This window comes from Chloracidobacterium sp. N (assembly GCF_018304765.1).
Lineage (GTDB): Bacteria > Acidobacteriota > Blastocatellia > Chloracidobacteriales > Chloracidobacteriaceae > Chloracidobacterium > Chloracidobacterium aggregatum.
In genome coordinates this window covers 879,570-898,816 of sequence record NZ_CP072642.1, presented here as the reverse complement: position 1 = coordinate 898,816, position 19,247 = coordinate 879,570, and the positions used below count along the sequence as shown (strand labels likewise).

Sequence of the window (19,247 nt, the reverse complement as noted above, 5' to 3'; positions counted from 1 at the left end):
AATTCACTTTGGCGCACAGGGCGCTGGGGTTGCCCGATGGCGGCCAGACCGGAGCGTTGAAAGCCTGCGGGTTTCTGTAACGGCACGCCGCTGCGGGACAGAAAGGTGTCACTGGCCGTACACTTCCGCCCATTCCTCGTCGAAGGCCCGCGTTACCCGTGCAAAGCGGTCGGGAGGCACACTTGGATCAAGATTGCTTCGCAGGGTCTCGATGATGGTGCGCGCTTTCTCAAGATCAGTCCGGGCAACATCCACCTGCCGCAACAGCCGGTGGCAACGGGCCAACATCACCGCAATCCGCCACTGCCACGGCCGGGCGGTTTCATCCGGCAGTACCGCCAGCGCCTGGTGCATCAGTTCGAGAGCTTCAATCGGATGCCGGTCCAGACAGTGCCAATCGGCCAGCGCCAGCAGCGCATCACACTCGGCCGCCCGGTCACTGATGGATGAAAGCAGCTTCAGGGCTGATTGGAAGCACACCACGGCTGCACCGAGTTCCTCCCGCTGGCGATAGGCGCGGCCAATGGTCAGCGTTGCCAGCCCTTCAAGCTGACGGTTGCCAATCCTGAGGGCAATATCCAGCGCCGTCTGGGCCTTGTCGAGCGCCAGGGAGGATTCTCCCAACCCGATGTGGCATTCCGCGAGGTTAGTGAGTTCGATGCACTCACTGCGCGGACGATTGAGGTCCTGGGTAAGCTGGCGCGCCCGTTGAAAATGCCCTATGGCGGTTTCGTAGTCGCCCTGGGAGCGCAGGGCAAAACCAAGGATGCTGGTGGCAATCGAGAGGGCCAGCGGGTCAGACAGCCGCTCCACAGCGGCAATGCCTTCTTTGGCCAGCGCCACCGCCGTGGCAAACAATCCCTGCCGGGCGCGGACGAAGCTCCCCTCCCGCAGAGCAATGGCCTCAATCTGGCGGTCCCGGATGGCGCGCGCCAGCGCCAAGGCTTTTTCCAGCGCATCGGCCGCGCGCGCAAACTGCCCCAGCCGGTCATACAGTGTGCCGATCATCGCCATCGTCCGGGCTTCGGCGCGTTTGTCGCCCTTGCGCCGCAGGATTTCAAGGGACTGGTGGCAGTAGAGCAGCGCCGAGGAATACTCGCTCCGGGCCTCGCACAGTTCACCAAGCGCCGCCAGCGTCTTGCCCCGCAGGTGCTCGTCCTGGGAAGGACGCGCCAGGGTCTGGGCAAGCTGGAGCTTTTTTTCAGCCTCATCCAGCCGGCCGATGTGAATGAGCATCTGCCCGTAGTTGAGGTTGAAGTCGGCAATGAGCCGCAGTTGCTCTACGGGCACGTTGTCAAATGATGCCTGCTTCTCATCAAAGATGACATCCACCAGGATGTTCAAGCGGCGCTCGGCTTCTTCGGCCCAACCATAAAACTTGAGGGCCTCATCAATGGCCCAGCTCCGCCAGGCATGAGTTCCGGCCAGGGCGGCATAGCGCAGGGTGGGGAGATACTCCGCAGCGTGGTAGAAGTGAAAGGCCAGTTCACCCGCCAGGCGGCTGCTGCGCCCGGTCACGGTCGTCGCCTTTTCAAGCGCATATCCCACCGCGGCATGCGTTGTGCGCCGCCGCCGCCGGTTGAGCCGGTTGTAAAGCACCTTCTGCACCGTTCCGTGGCGAAAGCGGTAACTGTCTTCCTCGGCTTCGGTCAACTCGGTGATGATGCCCTGCGCCAGGCCCTCCTCGACCGCCGCCAGAACTTCCCGTTCCGGGCGCTCGGTCACTTCCACGAGCAGGTCAAAGGTAAAGTCCATGCCCATGACCGCGGCCTGGGACAACAACTCCAGAGCCGTCGGAGAAAGACGCGAAAAGGAAGCCTCAACGACCTCTACGACCGATGGCGGCAGGGAGACATCCGTCAGCGGCGGAAACACCCAACTGTCTTCCTGACGCACAATATGCTGGGTCTGCACGAGGTGGCGCAGGATCTCGGCCAGAAAGAACGGATTGCCACGGGTCTCCGCATGCAGACGGGCCACAGTGCTGCCGGCAACCTTCAGACTGGGAAACGTCGTGTGGAGCAGCGCCGTGGACTCCTCCAGAGACAACGGTTCGAGCGTCAGGGACTGATACCCAACCGACTGATTGACAGCCCGCATCCAGTTGCGCAGGGGATGCTGCTCGGTCAGCACTTCCGTCCGCGCCGTGAGCACCAGCATCAGTCGTTGCCCGACGGTTGAGCGCGCCAGATACGCCAGCAAATCCAGGCTCAGCTCATCAGCAAAATGCGCGTCATCCACAAACAGCACCGTGACCTGCTGGTGCGCCAGCGCCGCGTACAGCGCCACCATATAGTCAAAGGCCAGATAGCGCTCGTGCTGGTTTTCCGACTGTACGGAATCGCAGAAGTGCAGAAACCCGTCCTCGGTGGCAAACTCCAGCGACACCCGCTCGGCCAGCGGACCGAGAATCTGCTGGACGACCGGCGGCTCATTGGCTTCAAGCAGCAACTGCAAGCTTCCCCGCAGGCTGTCGTAGAAGGACTTGTACGGCGTCCCCTGACCAGCCTCGTAGAAGGGCATGGTCAGAAAGGTGACTTCCTGACCGGCGAGTTGGCGGCGAAATTCCTGGAGCAGACGGGTTTTGCCGATTCCCGTTGGGCCGAGCACCAGAACCGGCTGTCCGCGCCCGGCCACCGTCCGGTCAAACATTTCCCGCAGCCGGTGCAGTTCCCGTTCCCGACCGACAAAGGCGTTGAAGTTCGGGTGGGCGCGCAGGGTGGATTCATCCAGCCCCTGCCGGTAAATGCCCCCCGGCACCTGCCGCTTCGCCGCTGCCAGTGCCTGCCCGCCCACATCGAGCAGGCCGACGCCGGTGACCGCATCATCCGGCGACACCACCACAGCAATCGTCACCTGCACCGGCAGTCCCCCGGTCACTTCAGCCCGCAGGAACCGTTGCTCAGCCAGACGTTGCTTCATCCGGTCGGCAAACACGATGGTGTCGGCCGCCGTGTTGCCAGGCAGAAGGATGGCAAACTCATCCCCGCCCAGCCGCGCCACAATGCCCAGTTCACCCACGTGCTCACGCAGCCAGTGGGCCAGTTCCCGCAACAGGCTGTCCCCCACGGTGTAGCCGAAGCGGTCGTTGACGGCCTTCATGCCATCCACCCCCACCAGCAGCAGCGAAGCCGTCCGGCGGGCGGCAACGAGACTTTCCACCTCCTGCTTGAGAAAGGTCAGGTTCCGAATCCCGGTCAGGCTGTCGTAGCGGAGTGTTCCCGACCGGCGTACCACCAGGGAGCGCGGCGTGAGGTGCTCGGAAGTGCTCCCGAACGTCACCGGCGGCAGTGAACCGGTCGTATCACGGGCCGGTGGGGCGGAAAAACCGAACGACCCCGTGGCCCTCACATTGGTCAGCGACAACTGCAGGTCCTGGGCCAGTTCGGCTGCCGTCTGCGGCCGACGCGCCGGGTCTTTCTCCAGCGCCCGCAGCACGACATGCTCCAGCGCCCAACTCAGCTCCGGGTTCAAATCGCGCGGACGGCGCGGTGCTTCCGTCGCCTGCTGGATGATGACGGCTGAAACCGTCCGGGCATTGAACGGCACGCTCCCGGTCAGCAGTTCGTAGAGAATGATGCCTAGGCTGTACACATCTGACCGGGCATCGAGCGGCTCGCTCCGGCATTGCTCCGGCGACATGTAGTGGGGTGTCCCCACCATCAGCCCGTATTCGGTCAGCTTTGTCATGGCTGACGTGGCCGCCTGCTCATGCAGCTCGGCGACGCCGAAATCCACGACCTTGACGACTTCGCCCCCATCCCGCATGCGCGCCAGCATGATGTTTTCCGGCTTGAGATCGCGGTGCAGAATCCCTTCCTGGTGGGCGGCGTGAATGGCGGCGCACACGCTGGTCATGATGGCCACGGCGCGTTCGGGGACGAGACGCCCCACCCGCTTGAGTTCTTCCCGCAGGGACTCCCCGGTGATGTACTCCATGACCATGTAGGCGCGCCCATCCGGCAGCGTCCCGAAGTCATAGATGGACACGACGTTGGGATGTTTGATCCGGGCCGCGGCGCGCACCTCGCGCTGGAAACGGGCGACCGCCAGCGGGACGGATTTCGACTCCGGTGAAAGCACCTTGATGGCAGCCGTGTCGCCAATTTGCAGCCGCACGGCCGCATACACCGTGGCCATCCCGCCCACGCCGAGCACCCGTTCGATGCGGTACTTGCCATCCACCGTCATCCCCAGCAGCGGGTCCGGCTGGTCGTCAGTCACTTCCATCGGTGGCGACTCGCGTTCGGTCATGGTGCAGGCCAAAGACGTGATCACCTACATCCTGGAGTGGCTTCAGATGCAGCTCATCACGGTGAAAGATGACGAGTCGAGGGTTTCGTTGAGTGTGCGCGCCCTAAACGGTATGGGCCGCAGTCGGGCCACGTCAAGCTGTTGCCGACATTCGGCCGTACGTTGACGCCACAGACATTGTGCGTAAGATCACCTTCAGCTTTCCAGTTGTGTACAGCGGACTATGCATGTCGAGTTGGCGAAAACCTTTACGTTTGAGGCAGCCCATCACCTGCCCCATGTCCCGCCCCAGCACAAGTGCCGGCGGTTGCACGGCCACAGCTATCGCGTGGAGATTGTCGTGCGCGGCGAAGTCAATCCCGAACTCGGCTGGCTGATGGACTTCGACGCCATCCGGCAGGCCTTTGAGCCAATCCGCCTGCAACTCGACCATTACTACCTCAACGACATTCCCGGACTCGAAAATCCCACCAGTGAAATCCTCGCCCGCTGGATTTGGGAACGGCTCGCGCCGGCCTTACCTTGTCTGTATCGGGTGAGCATTGCCGAAACCTGCACTTCGGCCTGCCACTACTACGGTGAGGCATCGGACGATGCATAAGAGTGGATGCTTATGATGTCGGGTCCAGACCAGGCGCGGCGGGCGTCGCTGCTGATTTTTATCGTTACACTGGTTGACCAGATTGGCTGGGGGATGGTCATCCCCATTCTTCCCACCTATGCCCGCACTTTTGGCGGCTCGGCAGTGGTCGTCGGGTGGCTGCTGGCCTCGTACTCCATTGCCCAGTTGCTCTTTGCGCCGGCCATCGGGCGGCTTTCAGACCGGAAGGGGCGCAAGCCGCTGCTGCTGGCCTGTATGGGTGGCTCGGCCGTGGCGGCCGCTGCCACCGGTGCGGCTTCGCTGCTGACGGATGGCACTTTTGCGCTGGGCATCCTGTTTCTGGCGCGGGCCCTGGATGGGGTGACAGGCGGCAACACGGCGCTGGCGATGAGTTACGCCAGCGATGTCAGTTCACCGGAGCGGCGCGCCCAGAGCCTGGGCCTCATCGGCGCGGCCATTGGGTTGGGCTACACGATTGGCCCGGCGCTGGGCGGCGTCATTGCCCACTACACCGATGCGGCCACGCCGTTTTATGTCGCTGCCGGCCTGGCGCTCAGCAATGCGCTGGTGATGTGGTGGCTGCTGCCGGAAAGTCTGTCCCCCGAACAGCGCGCCGAAGCCACCCTCCAGCACCAGGAAGGGCATATCACCTCGCTGGGGAGCTGGTTCCGGCACCCACAGCTTGGCCCCCTGCTCATCATCAACTTTCTGTTCATCGTGGCGGCATCCTGCTACCAGATGATGCTTCCGCTCTACACCAATCTCCGTTTCGGTCTTGGGGAACGCGACAACAGCTACCTGTTTGCCTTTCTCGGTCTCACCATGACGGTAGTGCAGGGTGGCTGTATCCGTCCGCTGGTTCACCGTTTTGGAGAGCGCACCATCTTTGCGATTGGCATCGGACTGCTGACGGCAACCCTGGCCGTTGCACCCTTTGCCGATACCGTCACGGGACTCGTCTGGCTGTGCGGCGGTATGGGCATTGGGACGGCACTGGCCAATCCGACCCTGCTGGCCCTGCTCACCAACCGCGCCGCCGAGGACGAACGGGGGGAAGTGCTTGGGGTGGCCGCTTCCGTGGCCAGTCTGGGGCGCATTCTGGCGCCGGCCTGGTGTGGCTACGCCATGAAACACGTCTCTGTGGCGTCCCCCTTCGTCACTGGAGCATCCGTCGCGGCGCTGGCCGCCGCCGTATTCCTGGCCTTTGTGGCGGTCAAGACGACGGCCTCCGCCCGGTCGTGAGTTGACACGTGAGTTGACAGCTATCTTTCCCGGCCGCCAGCTTACAGCCACAGCTTACGGCCACGCCGGGCGCAGGGAGGATCACCATGAGCACGACGACGGTTGAGCATACTATCTGGCGCGGTCCGCTTCTGGGCAGCCAACGTCAGGAGTTGCTGAAAAAGGTCACGGCGTACCTTCAGCAGGAATCGCGGTCAGACGTACCAGCCGGTGGTCACAGCGTGATTTACCTCGTGGCTTCACGCCCCCTGCTGAGTGCCATTTCCCTGGAAATCCTCGCCGGACAAACGGTGAAGGTTATCTTCGATGGACTGCCGGTGTACCTGTTCAACGGTCTCCTCCGGCGACTGCTGCGGACGGCGCGTGTCAAACACGAGGGAACGGGCTGGCAGAAGGTGGCTTACCGCCGTGACATCAACGGCGAGGATTATCCGCTGCGCCGTCCGCTCATCGCCCAACTGATGCGGCAGCTTACCCAACGCAGGCAGCTTCCGGCGTTCGGCCAACTGGCTACCGCGCGCGGCTGTGTGGCTTCCGTCACGCGGCTCATCGGTGAAATCACCCGCGCCGGAAAAACTGCTGCCGAGTTTACCAGTATTGTCGAAGAGCGGATTGCCCGGCTTCAGGAAAGCTTGCCGCCCCCTCCCTCTCCGCAGTCAGCCGAACAAATCTATGGCTATGAACGGGATGTGGCGCAGATCATGCGGTGCTATGCCACGGTGCTGAACGGCGGCATACCCGAAAACAGCCCGCATCCATCCCATACGGATCAGTTCCCGGCCGCCACAGAAAAGTTTACCGAGAGTGATGCCGATTACCTGCGCGCCATGGCCGCCCTCGACGGCAGCCTCGATGGACTTCCCTGCCAGACCCCGTTGCTGGATGGGGTTGAGTGGCTCATCGTGGATGGGTTCTTCGACCTCACGCCGGTACAGGGCGAAATCCTGCGCCGCCTTATCAAACGGATACCGCGCGTGACGTTCAACTTCGACGACGACGCCGACAATCCCGCCGTTTTTGCTGCCGTCCACGAAACCATCGCCAAGATTCGGGAAATGATGGGTGATGGTTGCCGGGAGGTCATCTTTCACGAACGCGCTGGCAACCGGCCGGTGACGCGCCTGCCGACGGCTCCGGGTCTTGATGTCCTGCGCATGGGGCTGTTCAACCCGGCGTTTACACCCCCACCGGACACAACAGCGCCGGTCTTTCTGGCGGTAGCGCCGGACATCGAACGCGAACTTCGCCACATTGCCAAAACCATCAAGCATTATGTCCGTGAAGAGCGTCGGTCGCCTGCCGACATCGCCATCGTACTCCGGGACCGGGACACCTACGGCGCGCATCTGCGGCGGGTGCTCAGTGATGAAGGAATCGCCTATGCCCTTGACGAACGCCTGCCCGTGACCGACATCCCGGCCGTGCGCGCCTGGCTCAAGCTCGTCGCCGCTGCGGCTGACCGTCCACGTGGCGAAACCACATCCGACCGGATACCGGTCAGCCGGCTGGTTGACATTCTCAAAAGTGACTATTTCACGCTCCCCGGACACCAGATGTCGGCCGACGACATTGAAAACGTCGTGGCTTTTGTTGGGGAACAACTCCACCTTGCCGACTGGCTGAAGCGCGCCGAACACCTGGCAAAAGCGCTCCCGCCGACGGAAGCGGACAGCAGTTCTCCCACAGCAGACGAAGAAGAAACCGGCGAAGGCAGCGATGTGGAGTCAGGCGGGCCAATGGTTCGCCCGGATGCCATCACGGCCGCGCAGTTGCAGGAAGCCGGGCGCAGCCTGCGGGAGTTGGGGCAAATCCTGGCGGAAATTCCCATCGAAGGCACGGCTGGCGAGCTAAACGCAGCCATTGAGCAGGCCCTGAGCCAGCTTTCCTACGAAAAGGCGCTTGAAGCCAACATCCAGAAAGCCATCGGTCAACCACAGCAACGTCTCCAGGCCACCCTTGACCTGCGGGGGCTTCAGGCAGTCCGCCGTGCAGCCATCGCGGTGGCCGATGCCGAACGGCTGGCGACCCGAAGCCTTGCCGCCACGCTGCAGGAGCCATCCACGGCTGACGGTAGCCAGCCGGCCCGGATGACACTGGCGGTTTTTCTGTCGGACATCCTGCAGGCACTCGATGACCTGACCCTGCGCGTCGAGCCAGAAACGTTCGGCGCGGTGCACATTCTCGAGGTCACCACCATTCGCGGCCTGCATTTCCCCATCATCTTCGTTCCCGGCATGGTTGAGGGTGGCTTCCCGCCCCGGCTGCCGGGCGACTGGTTGTATCCGCCCGCCGAGCGCGAACGCCTCAAGGAAGACGGTCTTGTTCTGGAAGACATCTCCCCGGCCACCATGGTCAAGGAAGAGCACTATTTCTACCAGGTCGTGTGCCGGGCAACGGCGGCCGTCCATCTTTCCTATCCGACCGTCGGCGCGGAAGACCAGGAACTTGTCCCGTCCTCGTTTCTGGCCGAAATCCAGCGTCTCGTGCCGGCCACAGCCCCCGGTGGGCCGCATCACATTCTGGTTGCCAAGGGCTACGACGGCGCCACGTTTCTCGAAGCCACCACGCGCCACGAACTGCTCCGCCAGACCGCCGCCGCAGAGGCCCGACGGCGCCGTGGACAGACAACCACGCAACCTGCCTCAGCATCGGCCTCGGCTGCCCAAATGGGAGGAAATGGCCGGTCGGTGTTATCCCTGACCGAACAACTGGAAGCCGTGCAGGAATATGTCCGGCAGCAACGATGGCTGTCGGACAATCTCCGGCAGCGCCAGAAGGTGGAGGCGGACCGGTACAGTCATCTCTGGACGCCTTTTGACGGTCAAATTGAAGATCAGGGTTTGCAGGCCGAACTCAACGAACGGTTCGGGGAACAGCACGTCTTCAGCGCCACGGCCTTCAATGAGTATGCCGCCTGTCCCTTCCGCTTCTTTGCCCACCGCGTCCTCCAGTTGTACCCCAGGGTCAGCACCGCCCTCGATCTGCAAGCTTCAGAACGCGGGCGGATTCTCCACGATATTCTGCGCGACTTTTACCGGGCCGGGCCCCTGCCACACCAGAGCACAGGCTCTGAAACAGCACTCACCCGTCTCAGAGAAATCGCTGAAAAAGTATTTGTACAGTATGAGCAACACATTCCGCCCCTCAACATGAAAATATGGGCAATTGAAAAACGTATCCTGATCACCTTTCTGGAACAGTTGATTGCCGAGGAACTATCCTACGACAAAAAAGCGACACGACATATCACAGAGCTGGCTTTCGGCATGAAGATAACCGGAGCTGATGAATCCTCTGTCTCGCAACCTCTGGAACTCACGAACAAACAGGGGCAAAAAATTCTCCTCCGGGGCCAGATTGACAGAATTGATGTGCTGAAAGCAAAATTGCCTCAGGCAGAAAAAGAGCAGGAATTTTTCATTGTCTATGACTACAAGCTTTCAAAAGGAACTTCCATTGATGAAATGAGGAAAGGACGTGATGTGCAGATTGCAATTTACCTGGCATCAATAGAGAAGTGTTTTCCATCGCTCCAACCTGTCATTGGAGGCGGATACTACTCCATCACGAAAACACCGCGCTGCCGTAATGGACTCTACCGATCCGATGGTGAAGAACTGTTGCCAAAGGAGCAGAACCACTTCTTCCTTTCAGAAGAAAAGTTCAGGGAAACCTATGAGTCAATCCTGGGTTATGTGTGGAAGTACAAAGAGAAAATCGAAAAAGGGCATTTTCAGGTGCTCCCGTCACGTGGACCGGAAGAATGCCGGTTTTGTGATTTCAAGCCGGTTTGCCGTTATGAGACACACAGAATCCAACGCAAACACAGAAGAGTGACGGAACAGTGTAAGACAGTGTAAGTCGGTCAAGGCAAAAACATCATGTTTCTAAAAGTCTTCAGCTTTGTAAAGATGCCACTCGTGGTGATTTTTCTGGTTGCCATGGGACGGTTTATCACCGGGATTTCAGGCATTCCATACGCGCCGCGTGGAAATGCCATGTTTTCCATCGTCAACACCATGCTACTCAGTTCACTCTACTTCGGGGCATTGTCGTCACCGGTTGGCAGATTTAGCTGGACAGAAACCGTACTCATTGGTCTCATCATCGCTGAATTTGCAGAAATTCTCATCTGGATAATGACTTTTGTGAGCCTGATAGGAAATTTGCAGAACTCATATTTCCTGCACTGGGACTCACTGAATATCAAGGAAGGAACGGAAATTGGCTATAGGGCTTTGATTCCACGCACAGTTGCCTTGTTTACAGCACCCATTCCCTGTATCTTTCTGGCCTGTCTGGGAAGGTTCGTCTTCTCAAGATTGATTCCTCTGCCAGCACAGGCTTCAGGCGGACGTTAGTCATTTTTCAATCCAGGAAGGGAGAAACTGTTATGTCCGAAGTAAAAACATCACTTTCAGAATCGGCTGCCAATCTTTCAGCTTATGAGAGTTATCACGGACTCACCGCCGAAGCCATACAGCGGAGCTTTCTTGACCATCTCGAATTCACGCTCGCCAAAGACCGCTTCACCGTCACCCATCTCGATCAATATCTCGCCCTGGCTTACGCCGTCCGCGACCGGCTCATCGAACGCTGGCTGCGCACCCAGGATACTTACTATCGGGCAGATGCCAAACGGGTCTATTACCTCTCCATGGAGTTTCTCATGGGACGCACGTTGGGCAATGCCATCGTCAATCTCAACCTCAAGGAAGAATGCCGGAGAGCGCTGCTTGACCTTGGCTACCGGCTCGAAGACATCCAGGAAACCGAGCCGGATGCCGGGCTTGGCAATGGGGGGCTTGGGCGGCTGGCAGCCTGCTTCCTGGATTCCATGGCGACACTTGCCATCCCCGGCTACGGTTATGGTATCCGCTACGAGTACGGCATCTTCAACCAAGGAATCAAGGATGGCGAACAGGTCGAACAGCCGGACAACTGGCTCCGGTATGGAAACCCATGGGAGATTGCACGACCGGAAGTGCTCTATCCCGTCCACTACTACGGGGAGGTAGTCCAATTTCCAAACGGGAACGGCAAAATTGCTCACAAATGGATCAAAACCGAAACGGTTCTGGCTATGGCTTATGATACGCCTATTCCCGGATATGGCGTCCAAAATGTCAACACACTAAGGCTTTGGTCGTCGAAAGCATCACGCGAGTTTGACTTCCACCACTTCAATGAGGGTGATTACATAAGTGCCGTCAGGAGCAAAACAGAATCAGAAACTATCTCAAAGGTTCTCTACCCAAACGACAACCGGCACTCAGGCAAAGAACTTCGGCTAAAACAGGAATACTTTTTCGTTGCCGCTACACTTCAGGACATTATCCGACGCTACAAGAAGACAAGAAAAACTTTCGATGAATTCCCCGACAAAGTAGCCATACAGCTCAACGACACACATCCAGCTATTGCCATTGCCGAGCTGATGCGCATTTTTGTTGATGTGGAAGATATTCCATGGGAAAAAGCCTGGGAATTGACGCGGGCCACAGTGGCCTACACGAATCATACGGTTCTACCCGAAGCACTGGAAAAATGGACCGTTGAACTTTTGGGCAAGGTTCTGCCACGTCATCTGGAAATCATCTACGACATTAACTATCACTTTCTCCGGGACGTCAGGGTCAGGTATCCCAACAACGAGGAGCTTGTTCAACGGGTCTCCCTTGTTGAAGAGCCGGTTCTCGGTATTCGTCCCAAGTCCATACGCATGGCCAATCTGGCTATCGTTGGCTCACACCGGGTCAATGGCGTTGCAGCACTCCACACGGAGATCATCAAGCGCGAATTGTTCAGGGATTTTGCGCTGATGTTTCCCGACAAATTTGAAAACAAGACAAACGGTATCACGCAGAGAAGATGGTTGGCATGCTGTAACCCTCAGCTTGCCTCTCTCATCACGGAAGCCATTGGTGACAAATGGATGACCGATCTGTATGAGATGGAAAAACTCATTCCCTTTGCTGATGATCCGGGTTTCCGGCAAGCCTGGCAAAAAGTCAAGCAGGATGGCAAGGATATTCTCATTGAAGTCGTCAATCAGACCTGGAAACAGAAGCTGCACATAGACAAGCATTCGATCTTCGATTGTCAGGTCAAGAGAATTCACGAATACAAACGCCAACTGCTCAACCTGCTCCACGCGATTACACTCTACAACCGTCTCCGTCATAACCCGAACCTTGAGATGGTGCCACGAACCATCTTCTTTTCAGGGAAAGCGGCGCCGGGCTACCGTCAGGCAAAACTCATCATCCGTCTCATCAACGCTGTGGCTGACGTCATCAACAATGATGTCATTACGAAAGACCGTCTGCGGGTTGTTTTCCTTCCAAACTATCGCGTTTCCCTGGCAGAAAAAATTATGCCGGGGGCTGAGCTTTCGGAGCAGATTTCAACGGCTGGCATGGAAGCCAGCGGTACCGGCAATATGAAGTTTGCCCTCAACGGTGCCCTGACCATTGGAACGCTCGACGGTGCCAATATCGAGATTGCTGAAGAAGTCGGGTCCGACAACATATTCATTTTCGGACTCACCGTTGAGGAGATTGCCAAACTCAAGCCACATTATTCATCGTGGGATTACTTCCACAGCGATCCAGAGCTGAATGAAGTGCTCAACATGATTGGTGGTGGATACTTCAGCCCCCTGGACAAAGAGCTTTTTCACCCGATTCTGTTCTCCCTGCTCGAAGGGGGTGATCAGTACTTCGTTCTGGCTGACTATCACGCGTATGTTGAATGTCAGGAGCGTGTCGCGCAGGCCTACCTCAACCAGGACCAATGGACACGAAAATCCATTCTCAACGCAGCCAAAATGGGTAAGTTCTCCAGTGACCGGACAATTCAGGAGTATGCCCAATCCATCTGGAGAGTCTCACCCGTGGCGGTCAATATGGCGACCTGTGATGTCTAAGACATCAGGGCCACTTCTTCCGTCAACAGGGTTGATGTCGGGGCTGACCGTTTTTCCGTTGCCGACGGGGAGGACGAGGGCGAAACAGCGATACCCAACAATGACATCGCTGCCTGGAAGTCTTCTCCGGTCACAAGCGGCTGAGGTGACGGCACGGACCGGTCCACATACCGGAGAAACGCCACCCGTGCCGCCGCATGACAGAGTTCCTCGATGTCCGCGCCGGATTTCCCGGCTGTTGCAGCAGCCAGTTCCTCCAGCCGCACGGACGGATCAAGCTGCATGGTCCGGGTAAACAGCCTGAAGAGCGCCAGGCGTTGTTCCTGCACCGGCAGCGGAACGTGGATTTTTTCTGACAGGCGGCCGGCACGCAGCATGGCGGGGTCAATGAGGTCAAGCCGGTTGGTTGCCGCCAGGATAAAAAGGCGGTCGTTGGCCCGCAGGCCGTCCATCTCGGCCAAAAACTGATTCAGGACGCGGTTGACATGGGGCGCAGCCTCAGCCGCAGCGGCAGACCGCGCGCCAAACAAGGCATCGGCTTCGTCAAAAAAGATGATGCTCGGACGATGCGCCCGGGCGCGCTGGAACAGCTCCGTGACGCGACGTTCCGATTCACCGGCCCACTTGGCGTAGATGTCACTCGGCGTCACGGCATAGAAGCTACACCGCGCCTCATGGGCCAGAACGCGCGCCAGGGTGGTCTTGCCCGTCCCCGGTGGGCCGTACAGGACAGCCCCACGCGGTGGCGTGAGACCAAAGGACTGGCCGGCATCAGGATTTTCCAGCAGGTACTGGATGAGACGAAAGGCCGCCCGCACTTCTTCTGTCAACACAATGTCCGACCACGCGCGGCGTGTGCCTACGAAACGCTCACTGGCTTCAAACTTCGACAGCGCCGCCGCCAGGTGGTGGTCGGCAATCGGCTGATTGGCAGCAAAGGCTTCCAAGGCGGCAGTGTTGACGAGCCGTGCCAGGTCAGCCGCCGTACATCCGGCCGTGCGCTGCGCCCAGTGCTCGTAGTTGATGTCTCCAATGGGGCGCGCATGCAGCAGGTTTTCGAGCATGGCGCGGCGTTCGTTAACTTCCGGTGGATGCAGCGTCACGCGCCAGTCGAACCGTCCGGGACGGACCATTGCTGCATCCAGTACATCCGGCTGGGAGGTTGCAGCCATCAGCACCACGCCCGGTTTCTGCCGAATCTGCTCGATGTGCTGAAGAAAGGCTTCCAGAAAGCGGCGATGCTCGATGTTGGACTCCGTATCGCGCAGGTTGGCCGCCAGGCCCTCGAAGTCGTCAAAAAACAACAGGCACGGAGCGCGCTGCGCCGCCTGCTCGAAGACCTGACGCAGACGTTCGACGCCTTCTCCCGACCATTTCGAGGTCACTTCGCTGAGCGTAACGCGCACGAGCGGCAGTTGAAACTCACCCGCCGTTGCCTCCGCCAGAAAGGTTTTGCCGCTGCCCGGCCCGCCAATGAGCAGAATACCGTTCAGGTGAATGCGATACTGCGCAGCCCGCTCGGCTTCGAGCACAATGCGTACGGCCTGGGCAATGGTTTGCTTGGCTTCATGGCATCCCCCAACCTGGGCAAAGGTCGGACGCCCCCTGGGTTGCGCAGCGGATGGTGTTGCCGGTGCAGATGAGGGCGCCGATGAAGGCCACGGGCCAAGCGACTCCAGAGCCACGCGGTAGGTTTCGTTTTTGGGTTCGCGGCGCAGGGCCTCGGCAAAATGCCGCCGTGCGGCTTCGCGGTCGCCAAGCTCGCCGTAGGTAAGACCAAGGTTGTACTGAATCAGTCCGGGTGATTCCGGGTAGGCCCGCAAAAAGGTTTCCGATTGGGCCGCCCGGTGATAGGCCGCCAGCGCTGCCGACCAATCCTGAAGGCGAAACAGAACATCGCCCAGTTCATTGTGATAGGTGCCCCGCCGTGGCTCCAGCCGGATTGCCGTGTGGTACGCCTCGCAGGCCGCGTCAAGGTCTCCGGCCAGAGACAGGGCGTAGGCGAGATTGGCGTGGATGATACCCCGCTCACGTGGATAAGCCCGCGCATGCGGGTCACAGGCAATGGCTTCCCGGTAGGCAGCGATGGCAGCCGCATAGTCCCCACGTTGCAGATGTTCGTTGCCGCGTAGATTGGCAGCGCGCGCTTCCGCAATATCCATGGCTTCGGGTGTCACAAAGGCAAGATGAACCACAGCCTGCTGGCCGGCGTGGGGGTAGAGCCTCCGTGGTGGTTCCACTTCCACTATCGCATGCGCGCGCCATCCCATGCGAAAAAAGTGTTGCCCTGTCCCCCGGCAGATTGCCGTTGGAGGCAGCGGAAAGCGAAATCGGATGCTGGATGACAGCCGGAGACAGGGCGACGGGAAACGAGCCGGAACCGTGTGTCAGGGCAGTTCGTCGAAAATCCCTTTGCTCATGTAGCGTTCAGCGCCGTCCGGGAAAATCGTGACGACGTTCTTCCCTTCTCCAAGACGCCGGGCAAGCTGAATGGCCGCAAAAGCGTTCGCGCCGGCCGAACCACCACACAGGACCCCTTCCTCACAGGCCAGGCGGCGAACCATGGCGAAGGCGTCGCGGTCGGTGACAGCCACCACTTCGTCGCATAACTCGCGGTGGAAGTTTTCCGGGATGAAACTTGTGCCGATTCCCTCAACTTTGTGGGGGCCGGGCTGTCCGCCGCCGAGCACCGAGCCTTCCGTTTCGACGGCGATACACACCGCGTTTGGGTTGCGTTCCCGGATGTAGCGGGCCACGCCGGAAAAGGTGCCGGCCGTGCCGCAGCCAATGGCAATCCCATCCACTTTGCCGCCAAGCTGCTCATAGATTTCGGCGCCGGTCGTCAGGTAGTGAATGTGCGGATTGGCCGGATTGCTGAACTGCTGTGGAACAAAAGCATCAGGGATGGATTCCGCCAGCTCCAGCGCCTTGCGAATCGCGCCGGGGATGCCCTCTTCATAGGGCGTATAGACCAGCGTCCCGCCCAACGCCTCGGCAACCTGCATTTTTTCGCGGCTGTAGCCTTCCGGGACGCACAGGATCACCCGGTAGCCGCGCGTCCGTCCGATGAGCGCCAGTCCAACGCCGGTGTTGCCGGCGGTCGGCTCGATGATGGTAGCGCCGGGCTTGAGCCGCCCGCGCTGCTCGGCATCGGTGATGAGACCCAGCGCGGCGCGGTCTTTGATGCTCCCGCCAGGGTTGAGGTATTCAAGTTTGGCATACACATTGGCGGCTCCTGCCGGAACGACGGAGCGCAGGTGCAGCAGGGGGGTTTTGCCAATGAGTTCCGTGATGTCTTCCGTAATACCAAGTGCCATGGGATGTATCTTCAGAGTGATGGTTGACAGGGGCGATGCTATCGTTGCCGCAGTTCCAAGGCAACGATGCGATACACCGGACGGGCCGTAGGGTCCCAGTTGCCAGTCCGGTCGTTCATAGACCGTCGGACGTGACGAACGGCCGGGTGTTTTGCTAAGACTTTGCCGACCGGCAGCCCGACGCCGGAACTTTACGCCCACAGGACACCAACCTCTAATGAACTCAGGCATCCGCGTCCGTTTCGCGCCTTCTCCGACCGGCTACCTGCACATCGGTGGGGCGCGCACGGCGCTCTTCAACTGGCTGTTTGCCCGTAAACACCACGGCACGTTTATTTTGCGGATTGAAGACACGGACCGTGAGCGTTCCACGCCGGAAGCCGTGGCGACCATTCTGGACGGGCTGCGCTGGCTGGGCCTCGATTGGGACGAAGGTCCCTTTTACCAGTCCGAACGGCTGGCAGCCCACCGCCAGCTTGCCGAACAACTGCTCGCGGCCGGCCATGCCTACAAGTCCTACGAAACCAAAGAGGAACTGGAAGCGATGCGGCAGGCGGCCGAGGCAGCCAAACAACCCTTTGTGTTTCGCGGCCGCACCCTGCCGCCCGAAGAAGAAGCCCAGCTCACAGCCCAGGGAACGCCCTATGTCGTGCGGTTCCGCGTCCCCCGGACGGACGGCGCCGTGACGTTCCACGATCTGGTTCACGGGGAGCAGACCAAGCGCTATGCCGACATCGAGGACTTTGCCCTGCTCCGTTCGGACGGCTCACCGCTCTACATTCTCAGCAACGCGGCCGATGACATTGCCGAACGGGTGACGCACGTTGTGCGCGGGCAGGACGGCCTTGCCAACACCCCCAAACAACTGCTCATCTACCGGGCGCTGGGCGTCCCGGAACCCACCTTTGCGCACCTGCCGCTCATTCTGGATGGCAAACGCGCCAAACTCTCCAAACGCAAGCATGGCGAACGGGCGACGGTGCAGTTCTATCAGGCGCAGGGCTTCATCCCGGACGCCTTTCTCAATGCCATTGCCCTGATCGGATGGTCCCCCGGTGACAACCGGGAAATCCTCTCGCGGGAGGACATGATCGCCGCCTTTGATTTTGCCCAGGTGAGCCGCACCAACGGGATTTTCAACCTTCCGCCAGCGGACCAGCCGCTGGCCGACCCACGGCAGTTCACCGACCCGAAAGCCCTGTGGCTCAACGCAGAATATCTCCGTACTCTGCCGCTCGACCGGTTGCTCCCCATGGTGCAGGCGCAGCTTGAGACGGCCGGACTCTGGAAGCCTGCCTTTGCTACCGGTGACGGGCAGGCGTGGTTTGCCCGTACGGTGGATGTCATTCGTGAGCGTTTCCGCACGCTGGTGGACTTCACCACCTACGGGCGGGCGTACTTTGACGACACCTTCGACATTGACCCGGAAGCTGCCCGGAAAAACCTGCGTGACCCCCGCCTGGCAACGTGGCTGCCGGAACTGGCCGACACGCTCGAACCGCTCCCGGACTGGACGGCAGAAGCGGTCGAAGCGGCGCTCCGGGACTTTGCTGCGGCCCGGGAAGTCAAGGCCGGACTGTTCATCAACGCGGCGCGGGTGGCGCTCACGGGACAAAGTGTAGGGCCAAGCATGTTTGAGGTCTTTGTCCTCATTGGCCGCGAGCGTTCATGCGCCCGCCTGCGCGCCACCGGGCAACGGCTCATGGCCGAAGCGCCGGCCAGCCGTGACGCGGCGGCCACATCCTGAACATTGACCCATGCCCGGTTTTCTCGCTGACGCCGACCTGACACCCAATCGCATCGAACAGGCCCGCCAGCGCAAGGGACACTACCTTGACCTGACGAGCAGCAATCCAACCCACCAGGGGTTGCTGTTTCCGCCCGATGTGCTGAAGGCTGCCGCAGCGGACTACTGGGCGAACCGGCGCTACTGTCCTGATCCGCACGGGTGGCTGCCGGCGCGGGAGGTCATTGCGGCGGACTACGCCCGCCGGACGCCGCCGCTCGCGGTGTCACCGGATGCCATTTTCATCACCGCCAGTACGAGTGAAGCCTACAGCCTGCTCTTTGCGCTGCTCACCGAACCGGGCGACAACGTGCTCGGACCCGATGTCACGTATCCGCTGTTTGAGCATCTGGCGGCCATACACCACGTGGAATTGCGTACCTACCGGCTGGATGAAGCCCATGGCTGGCGGATTGATGAAGCATCGCTGCTCGCGGCAACAGACGCGCAGACCCGTGCCGTTCTGCTGGTATCGCCCCACAATCCCACCGGGATGATCGTCCAGCAACCACTGCCGGCGCTCCGCCAGCTTGGGTTGCCCGTCATCTGTGATGAAGTGTTTGCCACCTTTACCTACCGGGCTCCGACCAGCCCGCCGCTGGGGACACTGCACCCGGAGCTTCCGGTCTTTCATCTTGATGGTATTTCCAAACGCCTGGCCCTGCCCGACCTGAAACTGGGCTGGATCGCGCTGAACGAACCGGCCGCGACCAGGTTTGGGACGCGGCTTGAAATCCTTAACGATGCCTTTCTGAGCGCCAATGCCCTGACCCAGTTCATGCTGCCGACGCTGTTTGAGCAGGGGCAGGCTTTCGTACAGCACATGCGCGACCGCCTGCGGGCGGCGCTCGATCTGGCGCTTGCCCGGCTGCAACGCTGCCCAAATGTGACCGTCCACCCGCCGGATGGCGGCTACTACCTGTTTCCACGGATTGCCGGGTGGGAGGACGAAGAAGACCTCGTGCTGGAACTCCTCGAACATGGCGTCCTCGTGCATCCCGGCTACTTCTACGGCTGCGAGCAGGGCGTTCACCTCATGCTGTCCTGCCTGACAGAACCCAACCAGCTCCGGGCCGGCCTCGACATCCTTGCCCGCCATCTCTGAATGGCATCTCTGAA

General features: G+C 60.2%; 10 protein-coding genes. 7 read left to right on the top strand and 3 right to left on the bottom strand.

Going from position 1 to position 19,247, the window contains the following annotated elements:
- Positions 1-108: 108 nt before the first annotated feature.
- Complete coding sequence (locus J8C05_RS03795; RefSeq protein WP_211422861.1) at positions 109-4,254, bottom strand: protein kinase domain-containing protein; 4,146 nt, start codon at positions 4,252-4,254, stop codon at positions 109-111.
- 223 nt (positions 4,255-4,477) lie between these two features.
- Here J8C05_RS03795 and queD point away from each other — a divergent pair, with 223 nt between their 5' ends.
- From queD to J8C05_RS03770, 5 genes are all read left to right on the top strand, one after another.
- Positions 4,478-4,855: a 6-carboxytetrahydropterin synthase QueD gene (queD, locus tag J8C05_RS03790; RefSeq protein ID WP_211422860.1), complete on the top strand. Its 378-nt coding sequence runs from the start codon at positions 4,478-4,480 to the stop codon at positions 4,853-4,855.
- A gap of 12 nt (positions 4,856-4,867) precedes the next feature.
- The gene (locus J8C05_RS03785; protein ID WP_211422859.1) at positions 4,868-6,097 is read left to right on the top strand and encodes an MFS transporter; all 1,230 of its coding nucleotides are present in this window, start codon (positions 4,868-4,870) and stop codon (positions 6,095-6,097) included.
- Between the two features lie 86 nt (positions 6,098-6,183).
- Positions 6,184-9,957, top strand: a complete 3,774-nt coding sequence (locus tag J8C05_RS03780; protein ID WP_211422858.1) for a PD-(D/E)XK nuclease family protein — start codon at positions 6,184-6,186, stop codon at positions 9,955-9,957.
- A 21-nt stretch (positions 9,958-9,978) separates the two neighbouring features.
- The gene (locus J8C05_RS03775) at positions 9,979-10,458 is read left to right on the top strand and encodes a hypothetical protein (RefSeq protein ID WP_211422857.1); all 480 of its coding nucleotides are present in this window, start codon (positions 9,979-9,981) and stop codon (positions 10,456-10,458) included.
- 32 nt (positions 10,459-10,490) lie between these two features.
- Entirely contained in the window at positions 10,491-13,025 is a 2,535-nt protein-coding gene (locus J8C05_RS03770; RefSeq protein ID WP_211422856.1) for a glycogen/starch/alpha-glucan phosphorylase, read from the top strand.
- On the opposite strand, the gene J8C05_RS03765 is transcribed toward J8C05_RS03770, so the two are convergent.
- Positions 13,022-15,295: an AAA family ATPase gene (locus tag J8C05_RS03765; protein ID WP_211422855.1), complete on the bottom strand. Its 2,274-nt coding sequence runs from the start codon at positions 15,293-15,295 to the stop codon at positions 13,022-13,024. The genes J8C05_RS03770 and J8C05_RS03765 overlap by 4 nt on opposite strands.
- A 117-nt stretch (positions 15,296-15,412) precedes the next feature.
- Positions 15,413-16,342 (bottom strand): PLP-dependent cysteine synthase family protein, encoded by a 930-nt coding sequence (locus tag J8C05_RS03760; RefSeq protein WP_211422854.1) that lies wholly within the window; start codon positions 16,340-16,342, stop codon positions 15,413-15,415.
- Positions 16,343-16,559: 217 nt separating this feature from the next.
- On the opposite strand from J8C05_RS03760, the gene gltX reads away from it, so the two are divergent.
- Entirely contained in the window at positions 16,560-18,089 is a 1,530-nt protein-coding gene (gene gltX / locus J8C05_RS03755) for a glutamate--tRNA ligase (protein WP_211422853.1), read from the top strand.
- Between the two features lie 10 nt (positions 18,090-18,099).
- A complete protein-coding gene (locus J8C05_RS03750; protein ID WP_211422852.1) occupies positions 18,100-19,233 on the top strand; it encodes a pyridoxal phosphate-dependent aminotransferase in 1,134 nt (377 codons plus the stop codon).
- The last annotated feature ends 14 nt before the right edge of the window (positions 19,234-19,247 follow it).

Coding starts and splice junctions, on each gene's coding strand:
- J8C05_RS03795 (WP_211422861.1), bottom strand. CDS start 4,254: ATGACCGAACGCGAGTCGCCACCGATGGAAGTGACTGACGACCAGCCG.
- queD (WP_211422860.1), top strand. CDS start 4,478: ATGCATGTCGAGTTGGCGAAAACCTTTACGTTTGAGGCAGCCCATCAC.
- J8C05_RS03785 (WP_211422859.1), top strand. CDS start 4,868: ATGATGTCGGGTCCAGACCAGGCGCGGCGGGCGTCGCTGCTGATTTTT.
- J8C05_RS03780 (WP_211422858.1), top strand. CDS start 6,184: ATGAGCACGACGACGGTTGAGCATACTATCTGGCGCGGTCCGCTTCTG.
- J8C05_RS03775 (WP_211422857.1), top strand. CDS start 9,979: ATGTTTCTAAAAGTCTTCAGCTTTGTAAAGATGCCACTCGTGGTGATT.
- J8C05_RS03770 (WP_211422856.1), top strand. CDS start 10,491: ATGTCCGAAGTAAAAACATCACTTTCAGAATCGGCTGCCAATCTTTCA.
- J8C05_RS03765 (WP_211422855.1), bottom strand. CDS start 15,295: ATGGGATGGCGCGCGCATGCGATAGTGGAAGTGGAACCACCACGGAGG.
- J8C05_RS03760 (WP_211422854.1), bottom strand. CDS start 16,342: ATGGCACTTGGTATTACGGAAGACATCACGGAACTCATTGGCAAAACC.
- gltX (WP_211422853.1), top strand. CDS start 16,560: ATGAACTCAGGCATCCGCGTCCGTTTCGCGCCTTCTCCGACCGGCTAC.
- J8C05_RS03750 (WP_211422852.1), top strand. CDS start 18,100: ATGCCCGGTTTTCTCGCTGACGCCGACCTGACACCCAATCGCATCGAA.